The organism is Saccharopolyspora erythraea (assembly GCF_018141105.1).
Classification (GTDB): Bacteria; Actinomycetota; Actinomycetes; order Mycobacteriales; family Pseudonocardiaceae; genus Saccharopolyspora_D; species Saccharopolyspora_D erythraea_A.
Genome location: NZ_CP054839.1, coordinates 7,337,410 through 7,362,929 on the forward strand (window position 1 = coordinate 7,337,410; position 25,520 = coordinate 7,362,929).

Below are 25,520 nucleotides of genomic sequence, written 5' to 3' on the forward strand. Positions count from 1 at the left end.
GGCTGGGCAGGAGCACTCTTCGCTGAGCATGACGTTTCGGCAGCCCCCTCAGGACTGGAGTCCGGCCCGGGATTTCGCCCTGGAGATGGTCCGTATTCGGAGTCCGTCCCGTCGGGTTTGGACGGTGTACCAGTACCGGATGACAGCCGGGAGTCTTTCGGGCTCTCATGGCAATCCGAGAGAGTCACGGGTGCTTTGCTGCGGGCTACCTGTCCAATCCGGACAGACAGATCGGTGGGCACTGGCTCGACCGGGCGGTGGGCCGACGGACGTGCTGACGGGTCGGCGACGCGGTCGACAGCGCGGTCCGCGGGGCGGGCGGCGACGCGGTCGACGGCACAGCCAACTGCACGGCCAGCGGCACGGCCGGTCGGACGGTCGGTGAGGGTTTCGGGGTGAGCGGTGTTCGGGCGCATACATAAAAGAGGCCCGAACACCGCCTGTGGATTCACCTCGTTCGGGTGAAGCCGGGCCCGCGGGGGCCAGACGCGGCAGCGTCTGTCAGTTCTCCAGAGCGCGCAGGGCCGTTCCCACCATGGCCCGGACTCCGACGAGCAGGGCCCGCTCGTCCAGCTCGAAGGTCGGCTGGTGCAGGTCCTTGGGCCGCACGACGTTCGAGTGCACGCCGAGCCGGGCGAACGAGCCGGGCACGTGCTCCAGGTACCAGCCGAAGTCCTCACCACCGGAGGACTGCGGGGTCCCGGTCAGGGCCTGCTCGCCGAGGGCTGCGGTAATGCCCGCGCGCATGATCTCGGTGCTCGCCGCGTCGTTGACGACCGGCGGCACACCGCGGCGGTGGTGCAGGTCGAACCCGACGCCCAGCGGTGCCAGCAGGCTGTGCACGAGCTCGTGGATCAGCGGTTCCAGCTCCGCCCAGGTGTCCCGGTCGCCGGTGCGCAGCGTGCCCGTGAGCACGCCGGACTGCGGGATGGCGTTGGCCGCCTCGCCCGCGTGCACCGCGCCCCACGCCAGCACGGTGCCGGTGCGCGGGTCGATCCGGCGCGACAGCAGGGTCGGCAGGCCGGTGATGACCGTGCCGAGCGCGTGCACCAGGTCGGCGGTCAGGTGCGGGCGGGAAGTGTGCCCGCCCGGCGAGGTCAGCCGCAGCTCGATGAGATCGCTCGCCGAGGTGATCGGGCCGACCCTGGTGCCGATCTTGCCGACCGGCAGGCGCGGGTCGCAGTGCAGGCCGTAGATGCTGTCCACGCCTTCCAGGCCGCCCGCGTTGAGCACGTCGAGGGCGCCGCCGGGCATGACCTCCTCCGCGGGCTGGAAGATCAGCCGCACCCGCCCGGGCAGCTCCGGCGCGTCGGCCAGCGCCGACGCCGCGCCGAGCAGGATCGTGGTGTGCGCATCGTGCCCGCACGCGTGCGCGACACCATCCACTGTGGAGGAATACGGCAGACCCGTCGCCTCGGTCAGCGGCAGGGCGTCGATGTCGGCGCGAAGCGCGACGGTGCGCGCCGCGGTGTCGGGGCCGATGTCGCAGATGAGCCCGGTGCCGACGGGCAGCAGCTTGGGGTTGAGGCCGGCTCGGGCGAGCCGGTCGGACAGGAAGGCCGTGGTCCGGTGCTCGGCGCGGGAGAGCTCGGGGTGGGCGTGGATGTGCCGGCGCCACGCGACCACCCGGTGCGCGTTGTCCTCGATCCAGGCGTCCAGCCAGGTCGGTCCGTGCCCCGCACCGATGTCCTCAACCGCGGATTCCACACTGGACCCCACGCTGGACATGGTGCTGCCGATGCCGGTGGTCGGCCCGTCGAGCACCGCGACCCGCTCGGCGGTGTCCCAGCCGTCTCCCGGCACCGCGGAACGCCCGTTCGGGAACTGCCCTGGATCCGAATCCACTACCGTCACGCCACGCCTCCCGACGCGAAGAACTCTTCTGTTGAAGCACCCGGCCGTCCCTGCGCCGCGGCCAGCAGCCGGACCCGCTGGTCCGGGTCGGTCGCGGCGGCCACGCCGGTCCACGCCATCGCCACTGCCGCGTCGACCACCGCGCGGTCCGCCGAGGGCGACGCGCAGGCGGCGGCGAACTCCGCCTGGTGGTTGACCGCCGCACCGCAGTCCACCGAGATCATCGGATGGATCGCGGGCAGCCGCCTGGTGACGTTGCCCATGTCGGTGCTGCCGATGATGCGGTCGCGCTCCGCGGACCGGTCGAGCGGTTCGCGCCCGAGTTCGGTGATCGCCGCCCGGTACGCCTCCGACAGCCATTCGTCGGTGTCCAGCTCGGCGTACACCGGCGACACCTGCACGACCTCGACGGCGCACCCGGTCGCGGTCGCGCCCGCCTCGAAGCAGGCTCGAATGCGGTTCTCCAAGCGCTGCAAGGAGTGCGATTCGGCGGCTCGCAGGTTGTAGACCGCCGCGGTGGCCGCGGGCACGATGTTCGGCGCAGCGCCACCTGCGGTAACGATACCGTGCACCATCTGCCGGGGCTCGAGGTGCTGGCGCAGCAGGCCGATGGCGACCTGGGCGACGGTGATCGCGTCGGCGGCGTTGACGCCCAGGTCCGGGGCCGACGCGGCGTGCGCCGCACGTCCCGAGTAGCGGACCTCGAGGTCGGTGATCGCCAGCGAACCCGGTCGGCACACCTCCTCGGGGCCCGGGTGCACCATCATGGCCAGGGCCACGTCGTCGAACACGCCGCGCTCCAGCATCAGCACCTTGCCGCCGCCGGTCTCCTCGGCCGGGGTGCCGATCAGCCGGACGGTGATGCCGAGGTCGTCGGCCACCGCGGCCAGCGCGAGGGCCGCTCCGGCGCCGGCGGCCGCGATGATGTTGTGCCCGCAGGCGTGACCGACCTCCGGCAGCGCGTCGTACTCGGCGCACACCCCGACGACCAGCTCTCCGCTGCCGTATTCGGCGACGAACGCGGTGTCCAGGCCGGCCACCGGAAGTCGCAGGTCGAAGCCGTGCGAGCGCATCAGCTCGGCGATCTTGGCGGCGCTGCGGTGCTCGGAGAACGCGAGCTCGGGCTCGGCGTGGATGGAGCGCGAGAGTTCCGTCAGCTCCTGCTCGGCGCACTGCACGGTGCGTTGGCAGGTGGCGCGCAACGAATCGGTTCGAGCGTCATCTCGGTGGTTGGGACCAGTACTCATTTGCGGCCCATCCTGCACGACGAGAACGCTTCGCGCGGGGCCGACCACGTCTTGAGAAGCCCACCGGTACGGGTCTTGCGGCGAGCGGCCGAAAACGATTCGGCCCGACCTAAGAAAGCATCCGGACGTGAGGGTGTGGGTCGGCACCGGTCGGGGGGCTTCCCGGTGCCGACCCACGTCTGTGGGGGCTCATGCCCCAGCCACTCGCACGTTGTTCGCGGAGCAGGCGGACGGGTTCGCTAGCCGCTCACGCTCGGTTGTGAAAATCCCACAGGTTCGCCGCCAGGTCTAGTCCATGGCCGGAAATCTTCCGAAAGAATGTCGTGAAAACAGACCGCTCGGACTCTTTTCGCGGTTTCACTTCTTCTTCCACTGCACGAAGAACACCGGCTTGCCGCGCACTTTCCGGGAGATGAAGACCAGGCCCAGGATGACCGCTCCGGTCACACCGATCGCCAAGCGCTGACGTTCGGGAAGTTGCTGGGGGCCCGGCTGCTGACCTGGCTGCTGGCCCTGGCCCGGTTGCTGGCCCGGGCCCGGCGGCGGGGCGGGGGTCTGGGCGAGCACGGCCTGGCCTGCGGAAACGGCGTGGCGCGCGTCGGCAGCGACCGCCGCGGGAGCCAGGACGAAGAGGCAGCCGATCACGAGGACTGCGAGCGCATGGGCTGTCCGCGACATGATGGCAGCACACCCTTCCCCAAGCACAGCGTTGCCGGGTCACCCCGACGTGGTCACCCTTACCGGTTCATTTGATCATATGCACCGGCTCCCGTAACTCGATGCGTCCGACTTACCCCGGAACGTCGCAGTGGTCGACGGGCAGCCGCTCGTCCGCACGCGCCGCCTGGCACCCCCGCCCGGCCGTCGTGCAGCCCTGACCATGATGGCGTCCGCCGGATGGGCGGCCGCACAAGGGTCGGGACGAGCCGAACACCGCCAGGCCCCGGCACGGCGTGGCTCACCGACCCCGGCACCGCACACCGACGCGCCGACGAGCCACCGGCGCTGCGCGTCTCCGGGTCCGATCACAGGCCGGCGAGGTCGGCGACGACCCGTGCGCAGTCCATCACCCCGGCGCCGTCCTTCGCCTCGCCGTGCTCGACGCACCACAGGGCCGTCTCGACCTGACGGGCGACCGACCACGCCTGCAGGCGCCGGACGTCCTCCCCGAGGACGTCGGCCACCAGGGCGAACCGCTCCTTGAGCGGCACGCCGGGGTCGTCGTGATCGAAGGGGTCGTCGATCTGCTCCAGCAGCGGCCACGGGTCGTAGGCCGGGTCGCCGATCATCGGCTTGGGGTCGATCGCCAGCCGGCCGCCGTCGCGGTGCGCGGCCAGCAGGTTGCCCGGGTTGAAGTCGCCGTGCACGACGACCTCGCGCTCGGCCGTGCGCGGCAGTTCGCGCAACAGGTCCGCTCCCAGCGCGACCAGCCCCGGATCGATGCCGGGCCGGTGGCGGCGCATGCGGTCCTCGACCTCGTCGGCCCACTCGGCGGCGACGTCTGCGACCCGTTCGAACCCCGAGCCCGCAGCCGGCGGGCGCCAGAGGTCGCGCAGGGCGTTGGCGGCGATGGTCAGCAGCTCCTCCGGCGTGCCGTCGTGCTCGGCCAGCGCGGTGCCGGGCTCGCAGCGCTCCACCAGCAGCGCGGAGAGGTCCGGGGCGTGGTGGATCAGGCGCACCGCACCGACGCCGTCCCACAGGCGCAGGGCTTCCGCCTCCCCCGCCATCTCGCGGTGCGGCCAGGTGATCTTCAGGACCGCGCGGGCGCCGTCCGGCGGCGACGCGGGAGCGACCCAGGAGCAGCTCCCGCCGCGGATGGGGTCGCCGAGGTCGACCGACCAGCGGTCGCGCAGCTCCGCGATCATCCCGGGCAATCGTGCCAGCCATTCGCGCTGCGAGTCGTTGTGCCGCATCTCGGCGAAGATGGGGAGGTCGGGTGGCAGGAGGTCGTCCACCGTTGCGAGCTTGCCCGAATCCGCTCATGTGGCGCAGATCCCGAGGTCAGGACCTCGCCGCCGGGACTTTGTTCTCTTTCGAGTGAACGGCGCGCGGCCATCCTGGTGTTGCACAGCAAGGAGCCCGCATGAACTGGACCGACGAACCGCTAGGCGAGATGCTGGCCGTACTCAGGCGGCGCGGCCAGGTGGATCCGATGACGCCGGATCGCGACGGGCAGGTGATCGCCGCGGAGGCCCGCAGCCGCCGCTGCCGGACCAACCTGGCGCTGCTGCGCGCCCCGCTGGCGGGACTCGACCTCGACACCCGGGACCAGGCGACGCTGACCTGGCTGGCCGACCGCGATCCCGACGCGGTCAACGCCATCCGCGCCCTGCTCGAACGCGCCCGCGCCGCCCCGCCGATCACGGACCGGGCGGTGGCCGACTGAGCCGCCCCGGGGGCTCACCTCGCGGAGCTGCGCTCGCGGTCGAGCCGTTCGCCGAGCTCGTCGATGACCAGCGTGTCGCGGCGGATGCTGTCGGCCCGGTAGGCGGCGCGTCCGACGAGCTGGGCGACGATCGGCGCGGTGAGCATCTGGAACAGTCCCACCAGGGCCAGCGCCAGCGCCTCCGGGAAGCCGAGCTGGAACGCGGCACCGATCAGCACCAGGATCAGCCCGAGCGTCTGCGGCTTGGTCGCGGCCTGCAGCCGGGCCGCCACGTCGGGGAAGCTCAGCAGGCCGATCGCGCCGAGCAGGCAGGACAGCGCGCCGCCGATCATCAGGACGGCCGAGACCACGTCGATCCAGTTCACCGGTACGGCTCCTTCCGCTCCACCAGCCGCGCCGCGCTCACCGAGCCGATGAACGCCAGCAGCGCGAACGCCAGCAGCAGTGCGATGTTCGAGGCGTCCTGCAGGTAGCCCATCCCGACGCAGGCGGACGCGACGATCAGCGTGACGAACACGTCGACCGCGACTATCCGGTCCAGCGTGGTCCTGCCCCGCAGCAGCCGGACGATCACCAGCAGCCCGGCGACCGACAACAGTGCGAAGGTGATCGCGAAAACCACGGACATCGCTCAGCCCTCCGCCTTCGGGTGCGCCTCGACCATCGCCACCTCGGCGGGCGAGCCGACGGCCCGCACCACCTTCGCCTCCAGGCCCAGCACGTCGCGGCGCACCGCCTCGGCGTCGTGCTCGCCCATACCGAGCGCGTAGACGTAGCAGATGCGGTTGGCGCGGTCGATCTGCATGACGAACTTGCCCGGCGCCAGCGAAACCGCGTTGGCCACCATCGCGGTCAGATGGTCGGAGTCGGTCAGCATCGTCACCGCGACGATGCCTGCCTTGGTGCCGGGCCCGTAGCGCACGGCCTGCCACGCGACCCTGGCCGTGGAGATCAGCAGGTCCCACGCGAGGTACAGCACCAGCTGCGCCAGCCGGAGCGGCCGGACGACGATGTTGGTCGTGATCGGCGGCATCGGGAACACCGCCGACACCAGCAGCGCCACGATCACGCCGAAGAACACGGTGCCCGCGTCGAGGGTGCCCCAGAGCATCACCCACACCAGCGTCAGCCAGACCAGCAGCGGCACGCGACGCAGCAGGCGCTTGCGCCTACTCATGAGCGACACCTCCCAGCACCGCCGTCCGGTACGTCTCGCCGTGCATGAGGTCGGTCGCGGCGCGTTCGCTGATGGCGGCCAGCGGCCCGGCGAGCACCGCGATCGCCACGCTGGAGGCGACCAGCACGCCGGTCGCGACGACCATCGGCGGCGACGAGGTGCCGGTGCCGACGACGAGCTCGTCGGTCGGGTCCGGGTCCGGCTCGGGGGCGCGGACCTGGCCCCAGAAGGCGCGGGTCCAGACCCTCGCCATGGCGTACAGGGTGAGCAGGCTGGTCAGCACCGCGCCCGCGGTGACGGCGAACGCCGCGGCGGTGCCGGCGCCGACACCGGCCTCCAGGAGCGCGAGCTTGGCGACGAAGCCGGAGAACGGCGGCACGCCCGCCAGGCTCAGCGCCGGCAGCGCGAACAGCACGGCGACCAGCGGCGCGGCCTTGGCCAGCCCGCCCATCCGGCTCAGCGCCACCGTGCCGGTGTGCCGCGTGATCAGACCGCTGACCAGGAACAGCGTCGCCTGCACGGTGATGTGGTGCACCACGTAGAGGATCACCCCGGTCAGGCCCGCGACGTCGTAGACGCCGAGCCCGAACAGCATGTACCCGATGTGGCTGACCAGCAGGAAGGACAGCATCCGGTTGAGGTCGTTCTGCGCCAGGGCGCCGAGCGCGCCGACGGTCATGGTGATCAGCGCGATGCCCAGCATCAGCTTCCAGCTCTCGTGGTGGTGGAACACCAGGGTCTGGGTGCGGATCAGCGCGTAGATGCCGACCTTGGTCAGCAGGCCGGCGAACACGGCCGTGACCGGCGCGGGCGCGGTCGGGTAGCTGTCGGGCAGCCAGAAGTGCAGCGGCACCATCGCGGCCTTGACGCCGAAGACGATCACCACCAGCAGGCCGAGCGCGACCGTCAGGCCGTCGGGCAGCGCGTCGGCCTTGGCGCCCAGGTCGGCCAGGTTGATCGTGCCCGTCGAGGCGTAGACGAGCGCGATCATCGTGATGAACAGCAGCGACGAGACCAGGCTGACGATCGTGTAGGTCATCCCCGCCCGGATGCGCACGCTCGTCGTGCGCCGGGTGATAAGCACGTACGACGACGACAGCATGATCTCGAACGCGACGAAGAGGTTGAACAGGTCGCCCGTCAGATACGCCAGCGACACGCCCGCGCACAGCATCAGGTACATCGGGTGGAACGTGGTGCTGGAGCGTTCCCGGCCATAGTCGGCGACGCGCTGCCCGATCGAGTAGATCAGCACCGCGAAGGTGACCACCGACGACACCAGCAGCAGCAGCGCCGACAACCGGTCGGCGACCAGGCTGATGCCGATCGGGGCGGGCCAGCCGCCCATCTGCAGCACCAGCGGCCCGTGCGCGTCGGAGATGTGCAGCAGCACGGCGGCGTCGGCGATGATCACGCCGAGCACGACGATGCCGATCACCCGCTGGACGTCGGCGAAGCGGCCGAGCGCGAGCGACAGCGCGGCCGCGGCCAGCGGCAGCAGCACGGGCAGAGCCACCAGCACGGTCACCTGCTCACCTCCTCCTCGAACTCCTCCTCGGCCTCGTCGGACTCGGCGAGCCTGCGCTCCAGGCGCATGATCCGGCGGTCCTCGACGTCGTCCTGGACCTCGTCGTGGCCGAGCAGCATCCAGGACCGGTAGGCGAGCGCGAGCAGGAAGGTGGTCAGCGCGAAGGTGATCACGATCGCGGTCAGGGCCAGCGCCTGCGGCAGCGGGTCGGCCATCTCCCCGGGGGGCGTGACCAAGAGCATCGGCGCCTTGGCCGGCGGGCCGCCGACCGTCTGCAGCATCAGGTTGGCGCCGTGGCCGAGGATCACGATGCCGACCAGGATCCGCATCAGCGAGCGCTGCATGATCAGGTAGAAGCCCACCGAGTACAGCACGGCGAGCACGAAGGCCATCGTCAGGTTGATCGTCATCGGGCCTGCTCCCTCGCCGCGGCGTCGACGTCGGCCTCGATGCCCGAGCCCAGCGTCCGCAGCAGGTCCAGCACGACGCCGACGATCAGCAGGTACACCCCGGTGTCGAGCACGACGCTGGTGACGAGCTTGATCTGGCCCAGCAGCGGCAGGGTGAACTTGTAGATGGCGCTCTCCAGCACCTGCCCACCTGCCAGCAGCGGCACGAAGCTGGCGACGGTGGCGATGGTCAGGCCGATGCCGATCAGCACCGGCGGCCGCAGCGGCACCGTGGAGCTGTCGTCGAGCCGGCCGCCCGCCAGGTAGCGCAGCACGAACGCCTGGCCCGCGACCAGCCCGCCGCTGAAGCCGCCGCCCGCCCGGTCGTGCCCGGCGAACAGCAGGTACAGCGACAGCACGAGGACGGTCGGGAACGCGATGCGCGCGGTGAGCTCCAGCAGCACGGTGCGCTCCTGGCCGGGCCGCAGGAAGCCGGTCAGCAGGAACCGCTCGCGCGGGGCGTCCCACCCGATCCATGACCGGGTCTTGGTGTCGGGGCTCAATCGCGCACCTCCTCCTTCTGCTTCTCCTGCCGGACGACCGCTGTGGCGCGGGAGCTGCGTTTGCGCCGCTCGAAGCGCGAAGCCAGGATCAGGCTCGCCACGCCGGTGGCGGCCACCGCGAGCACCGAGATCTCGCCGACGGTGTCGAAGGCGCGGAAGTCGACGATGATCGAGTTGACGACGTTGGTGGCCCCGGCGCCCTCCTCCGCCCGCGCGAGGTAGGAGTGGCTGACCGGCGGCACCTGGCGAGCGGAGCTGAAGATCAGCGCGGCGAAGGCGATGAAGGTCCCGGCCGCCGCGGCGAGCAGCATCTTCGGCAGCCGCAGCGTCGTCTCCCCGGTGGAGAAGTGGGCGGGCAGCCTGCGCAGCACGAACACGAACGCGACCAGCGTCAGCGTCTCGACCAGGAACTGCGCCAGCGCCAGGTCGGGTCCGCCGTCGACGATGAACAGGCCGCCGATGCCGTAGCCGACGACGCCGACCATCAGGATCGCGGTGAGCCTGCGGTGCGAGCGCAGCGCCGCGACGGCCGCGACGACGACCACGATCGCCAGGGGCACCTGGAGCAGGTTGTCGACGAACCGCAGGTCCTCGGGGACGCCGGCGTTCAGCAGCAGCGCGCTGCCGGGGACGGCCAGGACGGTCAGCAGGATGATGGCGACGTAGGTCGGCAGCGAACCGACCTGCAGCCTGCCGGTCACGCCGACGGCGACCCGCTCCAGCAGCCCCATCACCCGCTCGTAGCCGCGCTGGGCGTCCAGCGGTCTGGGCAGATCGCGGCGGAACGCGGCCAGCCGGAAGCGGACCGCGTGCAGCAGCGCGCCGCCCGCCAGCGCGAGCGCGGTGCACACCAGCACCACGTTCACGCCGTGCCACAGCGCGAGGTGGTAGGTGGTGGGGCCGAACTGCGACGCGTAGGCGGCGGCTAGGTGGTCGGGCACCCCGTAAACCACGCCGAGCACCAGACCGACGACCGCGGGCACCGCGGTCGGCAGCAGCAGCCCCGGCCCGACCGGCTTGACCTCGGTCGGCGTCACACCGGGCTTGGTGGAGAACGCGCCCCACAGCAGCCTCGCGGTGTAGGCGACGGTCAGCATCGAGCCCACGACCAGTCCGGCCAGCACCCATTCGTGGCGGAGGTAGGCGGTGAAGGCGGCCTCCTTGCCGAGAAAGCCCAGCGTCGGAGGCAAGCCGGCCATCGACACCGCCGCCAGCCAGGCGACGGCGTTCAACGACGGCACCGCGCGGCCCAGCCCGGAGAGCTCCCGGACGTCGCGGGTGCCCGCGTTGTGGTCGACGATGCCGACGACCAGGAACAGCGTCGCCTTGAACATGCCGTGGGCCAGCAGCATCGTGGCGCCCGCCATCGCGGCGGTCGGCGTTCCGGCGCCGACCAGCACCATGATGAAGCCGAGCTGGCTGACCGTGCCGTAGGCGAGCAGCTTCTTCAGGTCGGTCTCGAACATCGCCCGCCAGCCGCCGACGAGCATGGTGGCCAGCCCGAACAGCACGGCGGGCAGCCACCACTGCACGACGCCGACGAAGACCGGCGCGAGCCGGGCGACCAGGAACACGCCCGCCTTGACCATCGACGCGGCGTGCAGGTAGGCGCTGATCGGCGTCGGCGCGACCATCGCCGCGGGCAGCCAGTTGTGGAACGGGATCTGCGCGGACTTGGTGAACGCGCCCACCAGGATCAGCACGGCGGCCACCGCGACCTGGGGTCCGGCGGGCGGGTGCGCGACCAGCTCCGAGATCCGGAAGGTGCCCGCGGTGTCGCCGAGCACGACGAAACCGAGCAGCATGACGAGGCCGCCGAGGCTGGTGATCATCAGCGCCTGCATCGCCGAACGCCGCGACTCCCGGCTCACGCCGGCCTGCCCGACCAGCAGGAACGAGCAGATGGTGGTCAGTTCCCAGAAGACGTAGACGGTGATCAGGTCGTCGGCCAGCACCAGACCGAGCATCGCGGCGGCGAAGGTGAGCAGCAGCGGCGCGGAGCGCCGCGCGTCACCGCTGCCCGCGTGGAAGTACCAGGCCGAGTAGACCAGCACGAGCGCCCCGATGCCCGCGACCAGAACCGTCATCAGCAGGCCCAGCGCGTCCAGCCGGAAGGCCAGCTCCAGGCCGATCGCCGGCGCCCACTCGACCACCTCGTCGACGGCCTGGCCGGAGAGCACCGGCCCGGACTTCGCCAGCACCCAGCCCAGCGCCGCGGCGGGCGGCACGGCCGCGACGAGGAAGGCGGCGCGGGTGTTGCGGCGGGCGACGAACACGAGTGCGAGGGCGACCAGCAGGTGCACGACGACGAACGCGAGCAAAGGCACCTCCTCAGGCGGCCGGCAGTACGGCGAACGCGACCCACCAACACCCGGCCATCGGGATTGTTCGCCACCGCCACCTCGGGCGCACCGTGACAACGAGTGTCGATCCACTTCACCGCATCGGGTTAGGTGGCGACGTTCGACGCCGGCACGCGGGTGTCGGCTGAGAAGGCTCGGGCCAGACGGTCAGCACGGTCCGATCAGCGCCCAAGTTATCCGAAACGCCCCAGTCGGGGCCAATCCCGCGTGATCGCTCTCGCGGGGAAATCCGGGCCGGTCAGAGCCATTTTTTCGTTGCGGCGAAATGACCTTGCGCGGTTTCGCGGGCCGCGGTGGCGCCGGGGCGGGCGTGGGAAACTTCACTACCTGTAACGCGGTCACGGCGACCAAGCGCGCCTTGATCACGCCGCGTGATCAAGGCGGCTTTCCAGGTGAGCGACGCACCAGCTCACCCGCGCCGACCTTGCGGGTTTCGCCACAGCGGGCCGGGTGCCCCGTGGAGAATGTCGGCGTGCCCACACCAGACGACGACACGACCCTCGCCGGCGCGGGCCGGCTCATCGCCGACCGCTACCGCCTGGAAAGCCGGCTCGGCGGCGGTGCGATGGGCACCGTGTGGTCGGCCGTCGACGAGCTGCTGCGCAGGCCGGTCGCCGTCAAGGAGGTGCGGCTTCCCCCGGGCATGCCGGAGGAGGAGGCCGCCGAGCTGCGCGAGCGCGCGCTGCGGGAGGCGCGGGCCATCGCGGTGGTCACCCACCCCAACGTCGTGACGCTCTACGACGTCGCCCGCGAGGCGGGCGAGCCGTTCGTGGTGATGGAGCTGGTGCCCTCGCAGAGCCTGGCCGCGGTCCTCGACGAGCACGGACCGCTGGACGACCAGCAGCTCGCGCTGATCGCCGACGGCGTCGCCTCCGCGCTGGAGGCCGCCCACCGCGCCGGGATCGTGCACCGCGACGTCAAGCCCGGCAACGTGCTGATCGGCGACGACGGGCGGATCAAGCTCAGCGACTTCGGCATCTCCCGCAACATCTCCGAGCAGACGATCACCAGGACCGGGATCATGCTCGGCACCCCGGCGTTCATCGCGCCGGAGATCGCCTCCGGCGACGGGGTCACCGCATCGGCCGACCTGTGGGGGCTGGGCGCCACCCTGTTCGCCGCCGCGGAGGGCAGGCCGCCCTACGACGCCGGTGACGACCCGGTCGCCACGGTCACCGAGGTGGTGCGCGGGCCGGTGCCCTCCAGTGCCCGGCCGGGACCGGTCGGCGAGGTGATCGCGGGCCTGATGGTCAAGGACCCCGCCGAGCGGATGTCGCTGACCGAGGTCCGCCGCCGGATCCGGCACCTGATGCCGGAGCCGGGTGCCCGCCCGTTCGCGATGCTGCTCGACCCGGACGCGCCGACGGTCCGGGTGCGGCGTCCCGCGCAGGCCGTGCCGCGCCGCCAGGAAACCGAGCGCGAGCCCGCTCCCGCGCCGCTCGCGAGCGACCCGGGCGTGCTGCCGTTCATGCTCAACGCCCCCGCGCCGCCACCGGTGCGGCACCGTTCGCCGCTGGCAGCCACCGCGCTGGGCCTGGCCGCGGTCGTGGTCTTCACCCTCGCGCTGGCGGGCGGCTTCGCCGCGGCCCGCACTCTCGCCGGGGACACCGTGTTGCCCGCGCCGCCAGCTGCCCGGCCGTCCCCGAAACTCGTCCCGGTGCGGCTCGACACGCAGCACTCGTCGGATTCGGGCACCGGGGCCTTCGAGATCACCGTGGCCGAGGACTGGACGGTCTTCCAGGGTGAACGCGACGAGCTGACCAACAGCAAGGCGGTCTCGTTCGTCTCGCCCGACGGCAGGAGGGAGGTCGCCGTGGAACGCTTCGGCGGCTTCTTCCGCGGTGGCCACGACGTGGCCGACTACCTGGCCGCGCTGCCGGAGATGGCGGCGGGCTCCAAGGGCCTGTTCACCCTGCACTCCGAGGTGGCCGAGCCGATGGACGCGGGCGAGCGGCGGCTGAACTACACCTCGGTGGAGGTTCCGCTGACCGGCGGGCAGGGCAGGCTGAGCCGCTCGACGGTGGCGAGGCTGATCCGCGGCGGCGACGACCTGTGGCTGGTGCGGGTGACCGTTCCCGCGGAGAACGCCGCGAAGGGCCAGGAACTGTTCGACACCGTGGTGCCCACCTTCCGCCGCTTCTCCTAGCAGGACCGCCGTCAGTTCACTGTGGACACAGTGGAACGGACCGTGGTGGGCCGGACGGACGCCGCGTTCACCCGTGCACCCGGGATCCGTACGACCTTCCGCGCGCATGACCGTTCGCCCGCGCGAGCGGGGTGAACACCGCATTCGCCGCCACGCGCGCGCCACTAAGCTCTGCACCGTGACGGCTACGACTACCACCGACGCGCACGCGGCGGCCTCGGCGATCGCCGACGCCACCGGCATCCAACGGCACGACATGGCAGTGGTGCTCGGTTCGGGCTGGCAGCCCGCCGCCGAGGAGATCGGCGCTGCCGAGACCGAGATGCACATGTCCGACCTGCCGGGCTTCGCCCCGCCCAGCGCCATCGGCCACAGCGGGAAGGTGTGGTCGGTGCCGGTCTCGGGCAAGCACGTGCTGGTGATGCTCGGGCGCACCCACATGTACGAGGGCAAGGGCGTCGAGCCGGTCGCGCACGGGGTGCGCACCGCCGCCGCGGCAGGGTGCCGGACGATCGTGCTGACCAACGCGGCAGGCGGCCTGCGCGAGGGCATGTTCGTCGGGCAGCCGGTGCTGATCAGCGACCACGTCAACATGACGGCGCGCTCGCCGCTGGTGGGCGCGGACTTCGTCGACCTGACCGACCTGTACTCCCCGCGGCTGCGCGGCATCGCCCGCGAGATCGACTCCACGCTCGAGGAGGGCGTCTACGCGGGGCTGCCGGGTCCGCACTTCGAGACGCCCGCCGAGATCCGCATGCTGCGCGGCCTCGGCGTCGACCTGGTCGGCATGTCCACCGTGCTGGAGGCGATCGCCGCCCGCGCCGCGGGAGCCGAGGTCTTCGGCCTTTCGCTGGTGACGAACCTGGCGGCCGGTCTCAGCGGTGAGCCGCTGAGCCACCAGGAGGTGCTCGACGCGGGCCGGGCGGCGGCAGGCCGCATGGGCGGGCTGCTGCGGTCGCTGGTGGAACGGGCCTGAGTTGAGCGGTCTGGACCCCCAGGTGCGGGAGGCGGCCGAACGCTGGGTCGCCGGTGACGTCGATGCGCGGGCGCGGGACGAGCTGCGGGAGCTGGTCGGCGCGGCCGGCTCGGGTTCCGCCGATGCCGCCGCCGAGCTCGCCGACCGGATGTCGGGCATGCCGACCTTCGGCACGGCCGGTCTGCGCGGCCCGGTGCGAGCCGGTGCCAACGGGATGAACCGCGCGGTGGTCGTGCGCACCACCGCCGGTGTCGCGGAGTGGCTGCGCGACCGGGGCCACGGTGGCGGGATCGTGGTGGTCGGCCGCGACGCGCGGCACGGTTCCGAGGACTTCGCCGCCGACGCCGCCGGAGTGCTCGCCGCCGCCGGCTTCGACGTGCGGGTGCTGCCCGCGCCGCTGCCGACGCCGGTGCTCGCGTTCGCGACCCGGGCGCTCGACGCGGTGGCGGGCATCCAGATCACCGCCTCCCACAACCCGCCGCAGGACAACGGCTACAAGCTCTACCTGCGCGGCGGCGTGCACCTGGTCGGTCCGGCCGACACCGAGATCGAGGAGGCCATCGCGCGGACCCCCGACGCCGCTTCGGTACCGCGCAGCCAGGACTACTCGGTCCACGACAGCGCCCTGGAGGACTACCTGGCGCGGGTGGCCGAACTGGCGAAGGGCTCCCCGCGGCCGCTGCGGATAGCCGCGACGGCGCTGCACGGGGTCGGCGCGACGCCGCTGCGCGAGGCGCTGCGACGCGCCGGGTTCGACGACGTGCACCTGGTGGCGTCGCAGGCCGAACCCGACCCGGACTTCCCCACCGTCGGGTTCCCGAACCCGGAGGAGCCGGGAGCGACCGACGCGCTGCTCGCGCTGGCCGCCGAGATCGATGCCGACCTGGCCATCGCCCTGGACCCCGACGCCGACCGCTGCGCACTGGGCATCCGCGAGGACGGCGGCTGGCGGATGCTGCGCGGCGACGAGACCGGCGTGCTGCTCGCTCAGCACATCCTGTCGACGCTGGACCGCCAGGCGCACCCGGACCCGCTGGTCGCCACCACCATCGTCTCCTCGACGATGCTGCGCTCGATCGCGCAGGAGTTCCGCGCCCGCTACGACGAGACGCTGACCGGCTTCAAGTGGCTCGTGCGCGCGGGCGACGGGGCGGGCACCGGCCTGGTCTACGCCTACGAGGAGGCGCTCGGCCACTGCGTGGACCCGGAGTGGGTGCGCGACAAGGACGGCATCGCGACCGCGGTGCTGGCCTGCGACCTGGCCGCGCACGTCGCCGCCGACGGGCGAAGCATCGCCGGGTTGCTCGACGCGCTCGCGATCTCCCACGGCGTGCACCAGACCGGGCAGGTCTCGGTGCGCGTGACCGACCTGGGCGTCATCGCCGAGACGATGCGCGGGCTCCGGCGGCAGCCGCCCGCCGAGCTGGCCGGTTCACCGGTGGAGGTCCAGGACCTGCTGCCCGAGACCGACGCGCTGGTGGTGACCGGCGCCGGCGGACTCCGGGTGGTGATCCGGCCGTCGGGCACCGAACCGAAGCTCAAGTGCTACCTGCAGGTGGTCGAGCAGGTCACCTGCGGCACGATCGGCACCGCCAAGCGCCAGGCGGCGCAGCGGCTCGCCGAGCTGGAGACGGCGGTGACCGAGCTGGTCGCTTCCTGACGCGGCCGGTCAGCTCTTGCGGCCGACGCCGACGTAGACGCCGTCCTGCGGCGGTTCCTCGTCGGCGTCCCAGGCGAAGCGCCACACCGGGGCGCTGACCACGCCCGGCTCCACCAGCTCCAGGCCCTCGAACATGGCGACGACCTCGGAGTAGGTGCGGAAGTACATCGGGTCGCGGCTGTGCTTCATCGCCTCGACCACCGCGGCCATCTCGCCGGGCATCTGGTCGGCGGTCAGGTGCGACAGCGCCACCAGGCTGCCCGGGGCCAGCGCGGACCGGTAGCGGGAGAGGATCTTCCACGGGTCCCGGTCGTCGGCCACGAAGTGGAAGATCGCGACGGTGAGCAGTCCGATCGGCCTGCTGAAGTCGAGGTGCTCGCGCACCGCGGCGGACTCAAGCACCGCCTCCGGCTCGCAGAGGTCGGCGTCGACGACGACGGTGCGCGGGTCGTCCTTGAGCAGCAGCTCGCTGTGGGCGACCGCGACCGGGTCGTAGTCGACGTAGACGACGCGGCAGTCCGGGTCGGCCTTCTGCGCGATCTCGTGCACGTTGCCCGCGGTGGGGATGCCCGAACCGAGGTCGAGGAACTGCGTGATGCCCTCGTCGACCATGTACTGCACGGCGCGGTGCAGGAAAGCCCGGTTCGACGCCGCGATCCGGCGTCCCTGCGGCTGCACCTCGAGGACCTTGTGCCCCACCGCGCGGTCAGCGGCGAAGTTGTGCCCGCCGCCCAGCAGGAAGTCGTAGACGCGCGCCGCGCTCGGCACCTCCACGTCGATGCTCGCCGGAACCCACTGCGCTTCCTCGGCCATCAGCCACCTCGCCGGGTCGTTCACTCCTTCACCGGCCGGGCGGGTGAACCGCGGGAACCGCTGCCGCGACCGGGTGATTGATCGACCACCGTACAGCCGAACACGACCCGGAGGGATGCGCCCAGAAGAATGATTACCGGCGCCCCGGAGGGCGCAAGGCGGCGGCCGTTGGTAGCAGGCGCGGTGTCACAACCGGTAGGCGTTGCACGAGGGCGCCGCAGGCGGCACCCTCGCGACGTGCCCCGTTTGCTGATCGTCCACCACACGCCGTCGCCGAACCTGCAGGCCATGCTCGAAGCGGTCATCTCCGGCGCGACGACCGAGGAGATCGAGGACGTCGAGGTGGTCCGCCGAGCCGCGCTGGAGGCCACCCCGTCCGACGCGCTGGCCGCCGACGGCTACGTCCTGGGCACGCCCGCCAACCTGGGGATGATGAGCGGGGCGCTGAAGGTGTTCTTCGACCTCGCCTACTACCCGTGCCTGGACTCGACGAAGGGCCGCCCGTACGGCCTGTACGTGCACGGCAACAACGACACCACCGGCGCGGTCCGGGGGATCGAGTCGGTCACCACCGGCCTGGGCTGGGAGAAGGCCACCCCCAACGTGTCGGTGACCGGGGAGCCGGGCAAGGAGGACCTGCAGGCGTGCTGGGAGCTCGGCGCCACGGTCGCCGCGGGCCTGATGCCCTAGCGAATTCGGCCGCGAATTCGGCGATCCCGCCGTGACCTGACAATTGTTCCGCGGTGCGCCGGACTCCGGAGGCGACTTCGGCGGGAATGCCTCGGCAGCGCGGAAATGCGGCCGTATGGCCCAATTCGCCGAACGCACCGGGCTGCGCGGCCGAACGCCAGGTGAACAGCCGCCGAAGGGTGAACGCAACGCGGCATCGCCGAATGCCGCCCGCTCGTATGTTCGTTCAGCGTTCGACTGAACAAATGCGGGGGCGGTCATGGACGGAATTCCCTGGGAGATCGTTTTCGCGCTCCTCGGTGTCGTGGTGCCGATCATCGCGGCGCTCTACGAGTTCGTCTTCGTCGGCCGCAAGCGGCTCGGCTACCGCGTGCAGATGGACACCACCGCCACCGACGCGGTCTCCTCCAACCACTCCGGCGCGCTCCAGGAGCTGCGCCTGGGCGAGAACGGCGAGCGGCTGAGCGCCCCGTCGTTCGTGCTGCTGCGCATCGAGAACACCGGCGCGACGCCCATCGACACCAGCGATTACGCAGTGCTCGACGACGACAAGGTGGGCATCCGCGTCAGGTTCCCGGGGCGGCGGGTCGCCGGGATGGTGGTGACCGAGCTCAGCGACGACTTCCTGCGCCACTCCTTCGGCGACGACTCGGGTCTCAGCGTGCGCGACGACGTCATCGAGCTGCCCAAGGTGCCGCTGAACCGCACCGCGCACTACAAGGTCCTGGCCGCGCTCGACGCCGCCGGGGGCACGCCGGAGAACTTCGAGGACCCGAAGATCGTCGGCGGCATCAAGGGCGGCGTGGGCCGCGGCGGCATCCACGAGACGCGGAGCCAGACCGGTACACCGCGCAAGGCCGTCGCGCTGATCGGGTTCCTGGTGCTGGTGATCCTCGCCCAGGTCGCGGTGTCGCTCGGGGGCGGCTCCGCGCCGCTGGACTGCGCCACGGGCAAGCTCACCGTCGTCGGTTCGACGGCGTTCGCCCCGGTGCTGCGGGAGGCCGCCGACTCCTACCGCCGCACCTGCCCAGGTGCCGAGATCACCACCAGCACCAGGGGAAGCACCGCGGGGTTGCAGGAACTCGACCGCGAAGGCCACGTGTCACCCGGTCTGCTGGCGTTCTCCGACGGGGCCAAGGGCGAGGGCTACCCGCAGTTGCTGCCCCGCCCCATCGCCTTCTCGCTGTTCACGCTGGTGGTGAACAGGGAGGCGGGCATCCAGGACCTCTCGCCGGACCAGGTCCGGCGGCTCTACGCCGGGGAGATCGTCAACTGGCGGCAGGTCGGCGGCAACGACCAGCCGGTCCAGCTGGTCAGCCGGTTCTCCGACTCCGGCACCCGCAGGACCTTCGAGCAGCGCATCCTCGACGGCCGCCGCGAGCCGGGCGACACCTCCGACGACTGCGCGAACCTGGCTCCGGGCGCCCCGCCGGGCGTCGTCCGCTGCGCGCGGGCGTCCACCAGGGACGTGCTGGACGCGGTGGCCGCGACACCGGGTGCCCTCGGCTACAGCGAGGTCGGGGCCGCCGCCGGACGCGACGACCTGCTGCTCGTGCGCATCGACGGCCACCCGGCGACGCTGGAAGGCGCCGACTACGGCGCGTATCCGTTCTGGGAGACCGAGTACGCCTACACCTACGGGGAGCCCAAGGCCGACTCCCTGACGGCGAGCTTCCTGCGCTACCTGACCAACGAGGTCGGCAAGGACATCGTCCGCTCGCACGGTCACCGCCCGTGCGCGGAGCTGGCGAATCCCGTGCTGCGCCGCCCTTCGTGACGGCATCGGCGTTCGGGTCCGGATCTCGGCGAGCGCGGTGCGCGCGATCGGGTGAGATTCGCCATGCCTTCGCGTGCGGTGCAGTGCGGAACCGCGGATGCGCCTACCGGGCCGGGGCTCGCTCCGGTCCGGTAGTCGGGCCGAATTTGTCGAGTCCGTCACAGCGGAACAGCCGCACCCGCACACGGATCGCCCACGGGCACTCCCAGGGCAAACCCAGTTGATCTTGCTAGTGGGCGCCGGGTTAACCTGATCAGGTCGTCGGGGCGCGCCCCCGGACGACGGCACGGGCGCCCTGAGCAGAGCCCGCCTTCCCTCATCAACGTGCGATGTTCAGGGCGCCCCGTGCCACCCGATGGTATATGCCAGGAATTCTCGGACCGGCTCCGCGCGCCCGCTCGCGGCGTCGATCGGGTATCAATTCAGACTCCCTTTTGTTCGACCTGGTCAGGGCATAGGGGTTACGCTTCGTCAGGTGAGTGAGGAAACGATCGAACTCGAACTCGACGACTCCGGCGTCTCTGTGGATCTCCCTCAGCCCTCCCATCCGAACGATCAGGTGCAGGGCGTCCCATATCGGCCGGTCGAGTTCCGTGACGACGATCTGCCGACCGCCTTGGAACGGTCCGCACGCTGGCTCCGCGAAGCGCAGACGTGGCTGGGCGAACCCCTGGACGTCATCGCGGTCCACCTGGACTACGACGACCGCAACGGCCAGCCCTATTACGACGTGAAGTTGCTCTGCAACGAGGAGGATCTGGCGGGCGCGCCGGTCGCGCTGCGCAAGCAGTCGGCAGAAGCCGCAGGCTGATCACCAGACCGACCACCGAAAGCAGTCCGCCGCCGAGTTCGCCGTGGCCCGCTCCACGGCGAACACCGGCCGCCGAACGGGTGCGGCCCCGAAGTTCCGGCCGGGCCACCACCCGCGGCGAGAGCCGACGCGCGGCCCTCATCTCCCGCACAGCGGCAGTTATCCACCGCTTCCCGCACCGTGGTGCGGCGTCTTCTCACGACGTGGTGCGGCGTCCCTTCCACCGCACGGTGCCTCGCACCACCCGCGCCGCCCCGTCCAGGAGCACCCCGCCGAACAGCGCGCCGGTCAGCGGCGCCAGCGGGGCCACACGGGAGTCGGCGCGCATCAGCTTCGCGGTGCGCGCGTGCGCCACGCCCTGCGCCGCCCAACCGGCCAGCCCGACGGCCGCGAGCGCGGGATGCCTGCCGCGCAGCCCGGCGAGCGTCGCCACCGGAGGTGCCAGCGACAGCGCGATCTGACCGAGCCCGCCGGCGAGCAGCACCGGCGCCGAACCGCCCGCACCGGCCACGAAGCTCTTGCGGAACGACGCCCAGCCCTGCACGAACGGGTCCATCCCGCTGGTCGTGACGTGGTCCACGCCGTCGACGAGCCGGGTCGTGCCGCCGTGGTCGCGCACGGCCGTGGCGATCGCGACGTCCTCGTTGCGCATCGATGCCAGCGCCCGCCAGCCGCCGATCTTCTCGTAGTAGGAACGCCGCAGCGCAAGGCAGTGGCCGATGGCGAACGCCTTGCGGCCCCGTCCGTCCGGCGACGCGTTCTCCCCGATCATCTGCAGGCCCGCCGGCATCAGCAGCGGCCAGGACGCCGAGTGCCCCGCGGGCGGTCCGCCGGGCGTTGACACCAGGTCCGCGTCGACCGACTCGGCGGTGGCGATCAGCCTGCCGAGCAGCTCCGGCTCGAGCACGGTGTCGGCGTCGACGAACAGCAGCCACTCCCCCGCGTCGGCGGCACCGGCGCGCTCGATGCCGACGTGCATCGCGTGCACCTTGCCCGCCCAGCCCGGTGGCGGCCCCTCCACGCGCACGACCCGCACCCTCGGGTCGACCGCCGCGTGGGCGCGGCCGATGTCGCCCGTGCCGTCGGTGGAGCCGTCGTCGACCAGCACGATCCGAAGCGTGCCCGGGTGCGTCTGCGCGCGCAGCCCCTTCAGGCATTCGTGCAGGACACCGGCCTCGTCACGGGCCGGGACGACGATGGTCACCGGCGGCGGGAGAGGGGTGTCGGACGCGGCCGGGGCCAGCGGGACGACAGCGCGCGTCCTGGCCACCGTCCTCGCGCTGCGGTAGACCGACCCCGCGACCGCCAGTGCCATCACGCTCCGCAGCGGTCCGCTGCTCTGAGAACCCACGCCGGAGAGGGTCACCCGTAACGGGCGAACCGGCATAGATCGGAAACGCGAATTCCACGCGAACAGCGCGTGGCCGTTGCACGCAGTCCGGATGCACCGGATGCGGGCTCTCGGCTCAGACCTTGGGGCGGGCCCACTCCTCCAGCCGCTCGGCGATCTCCGGCAGTTCGCGCTGGTCGCGGCCGACCTCGCGGACCAGCTCCAGCGCCTCGTCCTCGTCGGCGTCGATCCACCAGCCGTTGACGTCGCACATCGTGACCGCGGCGACCCAGCCGAGCCGCCAGTTGCCCGACGCCAGCGGGCGGGTCCGCACGATCGAGTCCAGCAGGGCCGCCGACTTCAGCCAAAGCGTCTCGTAGGAGGGCGCTCCCAGTACCTCCGCCCGCGGCCGGTACGCGGCGGAGTCGAGCAGACCGCTGTCGCGCACCACCAGGTCACCGGCGGTGATGGCGGTCGCGAGCAGCAGCAGATCGGACGCGTCGAGGTAAACGATCACCGATCAATGGTCGATCATGCGGGGCCGAGGCGCTCCAGCAATCCCCGATAACGCGGCAGGACGCGCTGCATGACGTCGTCGAGCCGCTGCTCCTTCTGCTGGCGCGCCCAGCGCTCGGCCAGCGCGCTGCGCACGACTTCCTGTTTGGAGCGGCCTTCGGCCGCGGCCAGTTCGGCCAGCCGCCGGTTCTCTTCCTCGGTCAGACGCAGTGTCATGGCCATGCGGGGATGGTATCTGGCTGATACCACTGATCACCAGACCACCGATCGGTTGCCCCGTCCGGCGGTGCGCCGCCGGAAAGCCCCCGATGGGCGGCCTGCACCAGCTCTCCGTCGTCGGTGTCCCCGTCGAGCGACCAGAGCATCATGCCGCCGAGACCGCGGTCGCGGACGTACTCGGCCTTGCGTGCGATCTCCACGGGATCGTCGTAGGTCCAGAACGTTCCGTCCTCGTAGAGCCACGCGAACCCGGCCCGCTCGTCCCGTCGCGGCGCGACGCCGGTTCGCCCCTTGAGCACCCGGTAGCTCTCGTGGCCGGGTTCGAAGGTCCCGCGCGCCGGACCGGCCGACGGCTGGAACAGCCCGTCGCCGCGTGCGGGCACGCCACTCCAGCCGCTGCCGTGGCAGGGAGCACCGAGGACGAGCTTGTGCGCGGGCGCGCCCGCCTCGATCCACGCCCGCACGCCCTGGTCGATGCTCGGACGCCCGGGAGCGGGATCACCGGCGGGACTGCGGATGCCGGACTGGTGGTTGGTCGCCGGCTCGAACGCCCCGTGCAGGTCGTAGCCCTGCAGGTTGGCGAAGCTGAGCAGGTCGAACACCTCCGGCACCTGGTACCCGGCCCGCATCCGATCCGGCGCGCACGGCAGGAACGCCGTCAGCTCGAAGGTCCGTCCCGTCTCGGCGCCGAGCGCGTCGAGGCGGGTGCGCCATTCCCGCAGCAGGGCGGTGTAGTTGGCCTTGTCCGCCGGGTCGACCACGGTGCCTGGGCCACCGTCGGACCCCGGCCACTCCCAGTCCAGGTCCACGCCGTCGAACACGCCCGCGGCATCGCCCCGCAGCCACATGTCGATGCACGACTCCACGTGCGCCGCGCGGGACCGCGGCGACGCCGCGGCGGCGTGGAAGTGCCGGGACCAGTTCCAGCCGCCGATGGCGACGACGACCTTCAGGTGCGGGTGCTCGGCCTTGAGCTGCCGCAACTGGTTCAGGTTGCCCGCCAACGGCTGGTCGTCGCCGTCGGCCACGCCGCTGACGGACTCCTCGGCGCTGAAGCGGCGTTCGCGGTCGGCCCACGGGTCGCCGCACGCCGCCTCACCGGAGGCGTCGAGGTCGCCGAAGGCGTAACCGAGGTGGGTCAGCCGGTCCGCGACCACGCCGACGTCGCGGACCAGGTAGCCCCGCTGGTGGATCGACCACTGCGGGTAGAAGCCGAACAGCCGCACGCCCCGACGGTCGGCCACCGCCGGGACGCGCGCAATCGGAGACCGGGCCGGGCTTTCCCGGGTGAGGTGGAGGTGCCGGCCCCGCGCGACGGGGGAATCGGAGCGCGGGACCGGCCCGAGGGCTGCGACCAGCCCCGCTCTCAGCCGCCGAGACCCTGGTGGATCGCGGCCATCAGCTCGCCCTGCGGCGTGTCACCGTCCATCGACCAGACCATCGCCCCGCCCAGCGCCTTCTGCTTGACGTAGGCCATCTTGCGCTTGATCTCGGTCGGGTCGTCGTAGGTCCAGAACGTGGTGCCGTCGAAGAGCCACGCGAACCCCGCCTGCTCGTCGCGGTGCAGCTGGAACGAACCGGCCCTGGCCTTCAGGAGCTCGTAGTCCTCGAACCCGCCCTCGTAGCGGCCCGGCGCGGGCCCGGTCGAGGACTGGAAGAGGCCGTTGTTCTGGTTCGGCACACCGGTCCAGCCGCGCCCGTAGAACGGCACGCCGAGGACCATCTCGTCGGCGGGCGCGCCCCGGTCGAGCCAGGCGTTGACGGTCTGGTCGATGCTCCACTTCGCCGGGTGCGGGTCACCGGCCGGGCTGTGGATGGCCGACTGGTGGTTGGTCGTCGGCTCGTAGGCTCCGTGCAGGTCGTAGCCCTGGATCGTGCCGAAGTCGAGCAGTCCGAACACCTTCGGCACCTCGAAGCCCGCGTCGATCTTCTCCGGGTCCGCGGGCAGGAACGCCGAGATCGCGTAGTTCTTGCCGAGCTCCTGGCCGGCGGCGTCGAGCTGCTTGCGCCACTCCTGGAGCAGGGCGGTGAAGTTCGCCTTGTCCGCCGGGTCGACCACGTTGCCGGGGCCGCCCTCGGAACCGGGCCACTCCCAGTCGAGGTCGACACCGTCGAAGATCCCGGCCGCCGCGCCGGCGCCGCCCTGCGGCTCACCGCCGAGCTTGGGCAGGTTGCCCCGGATCCACATGTCGACGCAGGACTTCACGTGCGCCTCGCGCGACTGCGGGGTGGCCGCCGCGGCGTGGAAGTTCTTCGACCACGTCCAGCCGCCGAAGGAGATGTGGACCTTCAGATGCGGGTACTTGGCCTTGAGCTGCCTGAGCTGGTTCAGGTTTCCGGCCAGCGGCTGGTCGTAGGTGTCGGCCTGGCCGTTGACCGTCTGGTCGGCGGTGAAGCGGCGCTGGTAGTCGGCCCACGCGTCGCCCTCGCCCGCCTGGTTCACCTGGAAGCACTTGCCGGACGCGTCGAGGTTGCCGAACGCGTAGTTGACGTGCGTGAGCTTCGCGGCGGAGCCGGAGGTGTCGAGGTTCTTGACGAAGTAGTTGCGGTCGTAGACCGACCACTGGGTGAAGTACCCGACCTTGCGGTTGGCCGCCTGCGCGTCCGGCACCTCGTCGGGGGCGGAGGTCGCGGTGGCTGCGGAGGCTTGGGTGGCGACGGGGTTCTGGGCGGCGGTGGGGGACGCCGCGAACGTGGGCGGGGCGGCCAGCGCCATTGCGAGGACACCGGCGGCCAGTGCCGGTAAACGCCAGGGGGTTCGAGCTGATGGCATAGCACAACTCCTGGGGTTTCGGGGATGACCTGCCACCCGCCCGGCGCCCGGGGGAAAGCGGCGGCGGCGCGGGAGAACATGGCTCGGACCATGTTCCGATAAGGTCTAGACCACCGGTAGCGCCCGTTCGGCGTCACTGCATTGCTCGCCGGAGGTGGGGCGGGCGGACGGCGGGGGCGCTCGCGGCGCGGAGCGTTGACGGCGCGGCGGCGCGGGCGCGGCGGCGGCAACACGGCGCGCGGGCGCGGCGGCGCGGCGCAGCAGCGGCACGGCGGGAACAGCGGTTCGGCGGTGGCAGCAGT

Annotated in this window: 24 protein-coding genes; 7 read left to right on the forward strand and 17 right to left on the reverse strand. The window is 71.8% G+C overall.

Annotated elements, in window-relative coordinates; genetic code table 11:
* Nucleotides 1-501: 501 nt before the first annotated feature.
* The 4 genes from HUO13_RS32795 to HUO13_RS32810 form a co-directional block, all read right to left on the reverse strand.
* Nucleotides 502-1,854, reverse strand: coding sequence for a M20 family metallopeptidase (locus HUO13_RS32795; protein WP_432757796.1), 1,353 nt, complete (start codon nucleotides 1,852-1,854; stop codon nucleotides 502-504).
* Complete coding sequence (locus HUO13_RS32800; RefSeq protein WP_211898776.1) at nucleotides 1,851-3,056, reverse strand: M20 family metallopeptidase; 1,206 nt, start codon at nucleotides 3,054-3,056, stop codon at nucleotides 1,851-1,853. Before HUO13_RS32800 ends, HUO13_RS32795 begins: the two co-directional genes overlap by 4 nt.
* A gap of 402 nt (nucleotides 3,057-3,458) precedes the next feature.
* Nucleotides 3,459-3,779, reverse strand: coding sequence for a hypothetical protein (locus HUO13_RS32805; protein ID WP_211898777.1), 321 nt, complete (start codon nucleotides 3,777-3,779; stop codon nucleotides 3,459-3,461).
* Between the two features lie 347 nt (nucleotides 3,780-4,126).
* Nucleotides 4,127-5,056: an aminoglycoside phosphotransferase family protein gene (locus HUO13_RS32810; protein ID WP_211898778.1), complete on the reverse strand. Its 930-nt coding sequence runs from the start codon at nucleotides 5,054-5,056 to the stop codon at nucleotides 4,127-4,129.
* Nucleotides 5,057-5,184: 128 nt separating this feature from the next.
* On the opposite strand from HUO13_RS32810, the gene HUO13_RS32815 reads away from it, so the two are divergent.
* Nucleotides 5,185-5,487: a hypothetical protein gene (locus HUO13_RS32815; protein ID WP_211898779.1), complete on the forward strand. Its 303-nt coding sequence runs from the start codon at nucleotides 5,185-5,187 to the stop codon at nucleotides 5,485-5,487.
* Nucleotides 5,488-5,501: 14 nt separating this feature from the next.
* Here the strand turns inward: HUO13_RS32815 and mnhG are convergent, their stop codons facing one another.
* From mnhG to mbhE, 7 genes are read right to left on the reverse strand one after another with little or no spacing between them, the layout of a single operon-like run.
* Nucleotides 5,502-5,852, reverse strand: coding sequence for a monovalent cation/H(+) antiporter subunit G (gene mnhG / locus HUO13_RS32820; RefSeq protein WP_211898780.1), 351 nt, complete (start codon nucleotides 5,850-5,852; stop codon nucleotides 5,502-5,504).
* Complete coding sequence (locus HUO13_RS32825) at nucleotides 5,849-6,115, reverse strand: monovalent cation/H+ antiporter complex subunit F (RefSeq protein WP_211898781.1); 267 nt, start codon at nucleotides 6,113-6,115, stop codon at nucleotides 5,849-5,851. Before HUO13_RS32825 ends, mnhG begins: the two co-directional genes overlap by 4 nt.
* 3 nt (nucleotides 6,116-6,118) lie before the next feature.
* Nucleotides 6,119-6,664: a Na+/H+ antiporter subunit E gene (locus HUO13_RS32830; protein WP_211898782.1), complete on the reverse strand. Its 546-nt coding sequence runs from the start codon at nucleotides 6,662-6,664 to the stop codon at nucleotides 6,119-6,121.
* Nucleotides 6,657-8,192 (reverse strand): Na+/H+ antiporter subunit D, encoded by a 1,536-nt coding sequence (locus HUO13_RS32835; protein ID WP_211898783.1) that lies wholly within the window; start codon nucleotides 8,190-8,192, stop codon nucleotides 6,657-6,659. The genes HUO13_RS32830 and HUO13_RS32835 overlap by 8 nt, the downstream gene beginning before the upstream one ends.
* Nucleotides 8,189-8,602, reverse strand: a complete 414-nt coding sequence (locus tag HUO13_RS32840; RefSeq protein WP_211898784.1) for a Na(+)/H(+) antiporter subunit C — start codon at nucleotides 8,600-8,602, stop codon at nucleotides 8,189-8,191. The genes HUO13_RS32835 and HUO13_RS32840 overlap by 4 nt, the downstream gene beginning before the upstream one ends.
* On the reverse strand, nucleotides 8,599-9,144 hold the full coding sequence (locus HUO13_RS32845; protein ID WP_211898785.1) for an MnhB domain-containing protein: 546 nt from the start codon (nucleotides 9,142-9,144) through the stop codon (nucleotides 8,599-8,601). Before HUO13_RS32845 ends, HUO13_RS32840 begins: the two co-directional genes overlap by 4 nt.
* On the reverse strand, nucleotides 9,141-11,465 hold the full coding sequence (mbhE, locus tag HUO13_RS32850) for a hydrogen gas-evolving membrane-bound hydrogenase subunit E (RefSeq protein ID WP_211898786.1): 2,325 nt from the start codon (nucleotides 11,463-11,465) through the stop codon (nucleotides 9,141-9,143). The genes HUO13_RS32845 and mbhE overlap by 4 nt, the downstream gene beginning before the upstream one ends.
* 514 nt (nucleotides 11,466-11,979) lie before the next feature.
* Here mbhE and HUO13_RS32855 point away from each other — a divergent pair.
* The 3 genes from HUO13_RS32855 (at nucleotide 11,980) to HUO13_RS32865 (ending at nucleotide 16,289) form a co-directional block, all read left to right on the forward strand.
* Nucleotides 11,980-13,653 (forward strand): serine/threonine-protein kinase, encoded by a 1,674-nt coding sequence (locus tag HUO13_RS32855; protein WP_211898787.1) that lies wholly within the window; start codon nucleotides 11,980-11,982, stop codon nucleotides 13,651-13,653.
* Between the two features lie 178 nt (nucleotides 13,654-13,831).
* Entirely contained in the window at nucleotides 13,832-14,629 is a 798-nt protein-coding gene (locus HUO13_RS32860) for a purine-nucleoside phosphorylase (protein ID WP_211898788.1), read from the forward strand.
* A gap of 1 nt (nucleotide 14,630) precedes the next feature.
* Nucleotides 14,631-16,289, forward strand: coding sequence for a phospho-sugar mutase (locus HUO13_RS32865; RefSeq protein ID WP_211898789.1), 1,659 nt, complete (start codon nucleotides 14,631-14,633; stop codon nucleotides 16,287-16,289).
* A 9-nt stretch (nucleotides 16,290-16,298) separates the two neighbouring features.
* On the opposite strand, the gene HUO13_RS32870 is transcribed toward HUO13_RS32865, so the two are convergent.
* On the reverse strand, nucleotides 16,299-17,102 hold the full coding sequence (locus tag HUO13_RS32870) for an SAM-dependent methyltransferase (RefSeq protein ID WP_211898790.1): 804 nt from the start codon (nucleotides 17,100-17,102) through the stop codon (nucleotides 16,299-16,301).
* A gap of 237 nt (nucleotides 17,103-17,339) precedes the next feature.
* Between HUO13_RS32870 and HUO13_RS32875 the strand changes: the two genes are divergently transcribed.
* The 3 genes from HUO13_RS32875 (at nucleotide 17,340) to HUO13_RS32885 (ending at nucleotide 20,380) form a co-directional block, all read left to right on the forward strand.
* The gene (locus HUO13_RS32875; protein WP_211898791.1) at nucleotides 17,340-17,792 is read left to right on the forward strand and encodes a flavodoxin family protein; all 453 of its coding nucleotides are present in this window, start codon (nucleotides 17,340-17,342) and stop codon (nucleotides 17,790-17,792) included.
* A gap of 259 nt (nucleotides 17,793-18,051) precedes the next feature.
* Nucleotides 18,052-19,569: a PstS family phosphate ABC transporter substrate-binding protein gene (locus tag HUO13_RS32880; protein ID WP_211898792.1), complete on the forward strand. Its 1,518-nt coding sequence runs from the start codon at nucleotides 18,052-18,054 to the stop codon at nucleotides 19,567-19,569.
* Nucleotides 19,570-20,044: 475 nt separating this feature from the next.
* Nucleotides 20,045-20,380, forward strand: a complete 336-nt coding sequence (locus HUO13_RS32885) for a hypothetical protein (RefSeq protein ID WP_211898793.1) — start codon at nucleotides 20,045-20,047, stop codon at nucleotides 20,378-20,380.
* A gap of 196 nt (nucleotides 20,381-20,576) precedes the next feature.
* On the opposite strand, the gene HUO13_RS32890 is transcribed toward HUO13_RS32885, so the two are convergent.
* The 5 genes from HUO13_RS32890 to HUO13_RS32910 form a co-directional block, all read right to left on the reverse strand.
* A complete protein-coding gene (locus HUO13_RS32890; protein WP_249124240.1) occupies nucleotides 20,577-21,731 on the reverse strand; it encodes a glycosyltransferase in 1,155 nt (384 codons plus the stop codon).
* 115 nt (nucleotides 21,732-21,846) lie between these two features.
* Nucleotides 21,847-22,227, reverse strand: a complete 381-nt coding sequence (locus HUO13_RS32895) for a type II toxin-antitoxin system death-on-curing family toxin (RefSeq protein WP_211898794.1) — start codon at nucleotides 22,225-22,227, stop codon at nucleotides 21,847-21,849.
* A gap of 14 nt (nucleotides 22,228-22,241) precedes the next feature.
* Nucleotides 22,242-22,448, reverse strand: coding sequence for a ribbon-helix-helix protein, CopG family (locus HUO13_RS32900; protein WP_009945058.1), 207 nt, complete (start codon nucleotides 22,446-22,448; stop codon nucleotides 22,242-22,244).
* Nucleotides 22,439-23,689, reverse strand: coding sequence for a glycoside hydrolase family 18 protein (locus HUO13_RS32905; RefSeq protein WP_211898795.1), 1,251 nt, complete (start codon nucleotides 23,687-23,689; stop codon nucleotides 22,439-22,441). The genes HUO13_RS32900 and HUO13_RS32905 overlap by 10 nt, the downstream gene beginning before the upstream one ends.
* Nucleotides 23,690-23,811: 122 nt before the next feature.
* Nucleotides 23,812-25,218: a glycoside hydrolase family 18 protein gene (locus tag HUO13_RS32910; RefSeq protein ID WP_249124241.1), complete on the reverse strand. Its 1,407-nt coding sequence runs from the start codon at nucleotides 25,216-25,218 to the stop codon at nucleotides 23,812-23,814.
* Nucleotides 25,219-25,520: the final 302 nt, after the last annotated feature.

What these genes read in the sequence shown, in the direction of transcription:
- HUO13_RS32805 (WP_211898777.1), bottom strand. Translation starts at nt 3,779, where the DNA reads ATGTCGCGGACAGCCCATGCGCTCGCAGTCCTCGTGATCGGCTGCCTC.
- HUO13_RS32815 (WP_211898779.1), top strand. Translation starts at nt 5,185, where the DNA reads ATGAACTGGACCGACGAACCGCTAGGCGAGATGCTGGCCGTACTCAGG.
- HUO13_RS32825 (WP_211898781.1), bottom strand. Translation starts at nt 6,115, where the DNA reads ATGTCCGTGGTTTTCGCGATCACCTTCGCACTGTTGTCGGTCGCCGGG.
- HUO13_RS32830 (WP_211898782.1), bottom strand. Translation starts at nt 6,664, where the DNA reads ATGAGTAGGCGCAAGCGCCTGCTGCGTCGCGTGCCGCTGCTGGTCTGG.
- HUO13_RS32840 (WP_211898784.1), bottom strand. Translation starts at nt 8,602, where the DNA reads ATGACGATCAACCTGACGATGGCCTTCGTGCTCGCCGTGCTGTACTCG.
- HUO13_RS32870 (WP_211898790.1), bottom strand. Translation starts at nt 17,102, where the DNA reads ATGGCCGAGGAAGCGCAGTGGGTTCCGGCGAGCATCGACGTGGAGGTG.
- HUO13_RS32880 (WP_211898792.1), top strand. Translation starts at nt 18,052, where the DNA reads ATGGACGGAATTCCCTGGGAGATCGTTTTCGCGCTCCTCGGTGTCGTG.
- HUO13_RS32900 (WP_009945058.1), bottom strand. Translation starts at nt 22,448, where the DNA reads ATGGCCATGACACTGCGTCTGACCGAGGAAGAGAACCGGCGGCTGGCC.
- HUO13_RS32910 (WP_249124241.1), bottom strand. Translation starts at nt 25,218, where the DNA reads ATGCCATCAGCTCGAACCCCCTGGCGTTTACCGGCACTGGCCGCCGGT.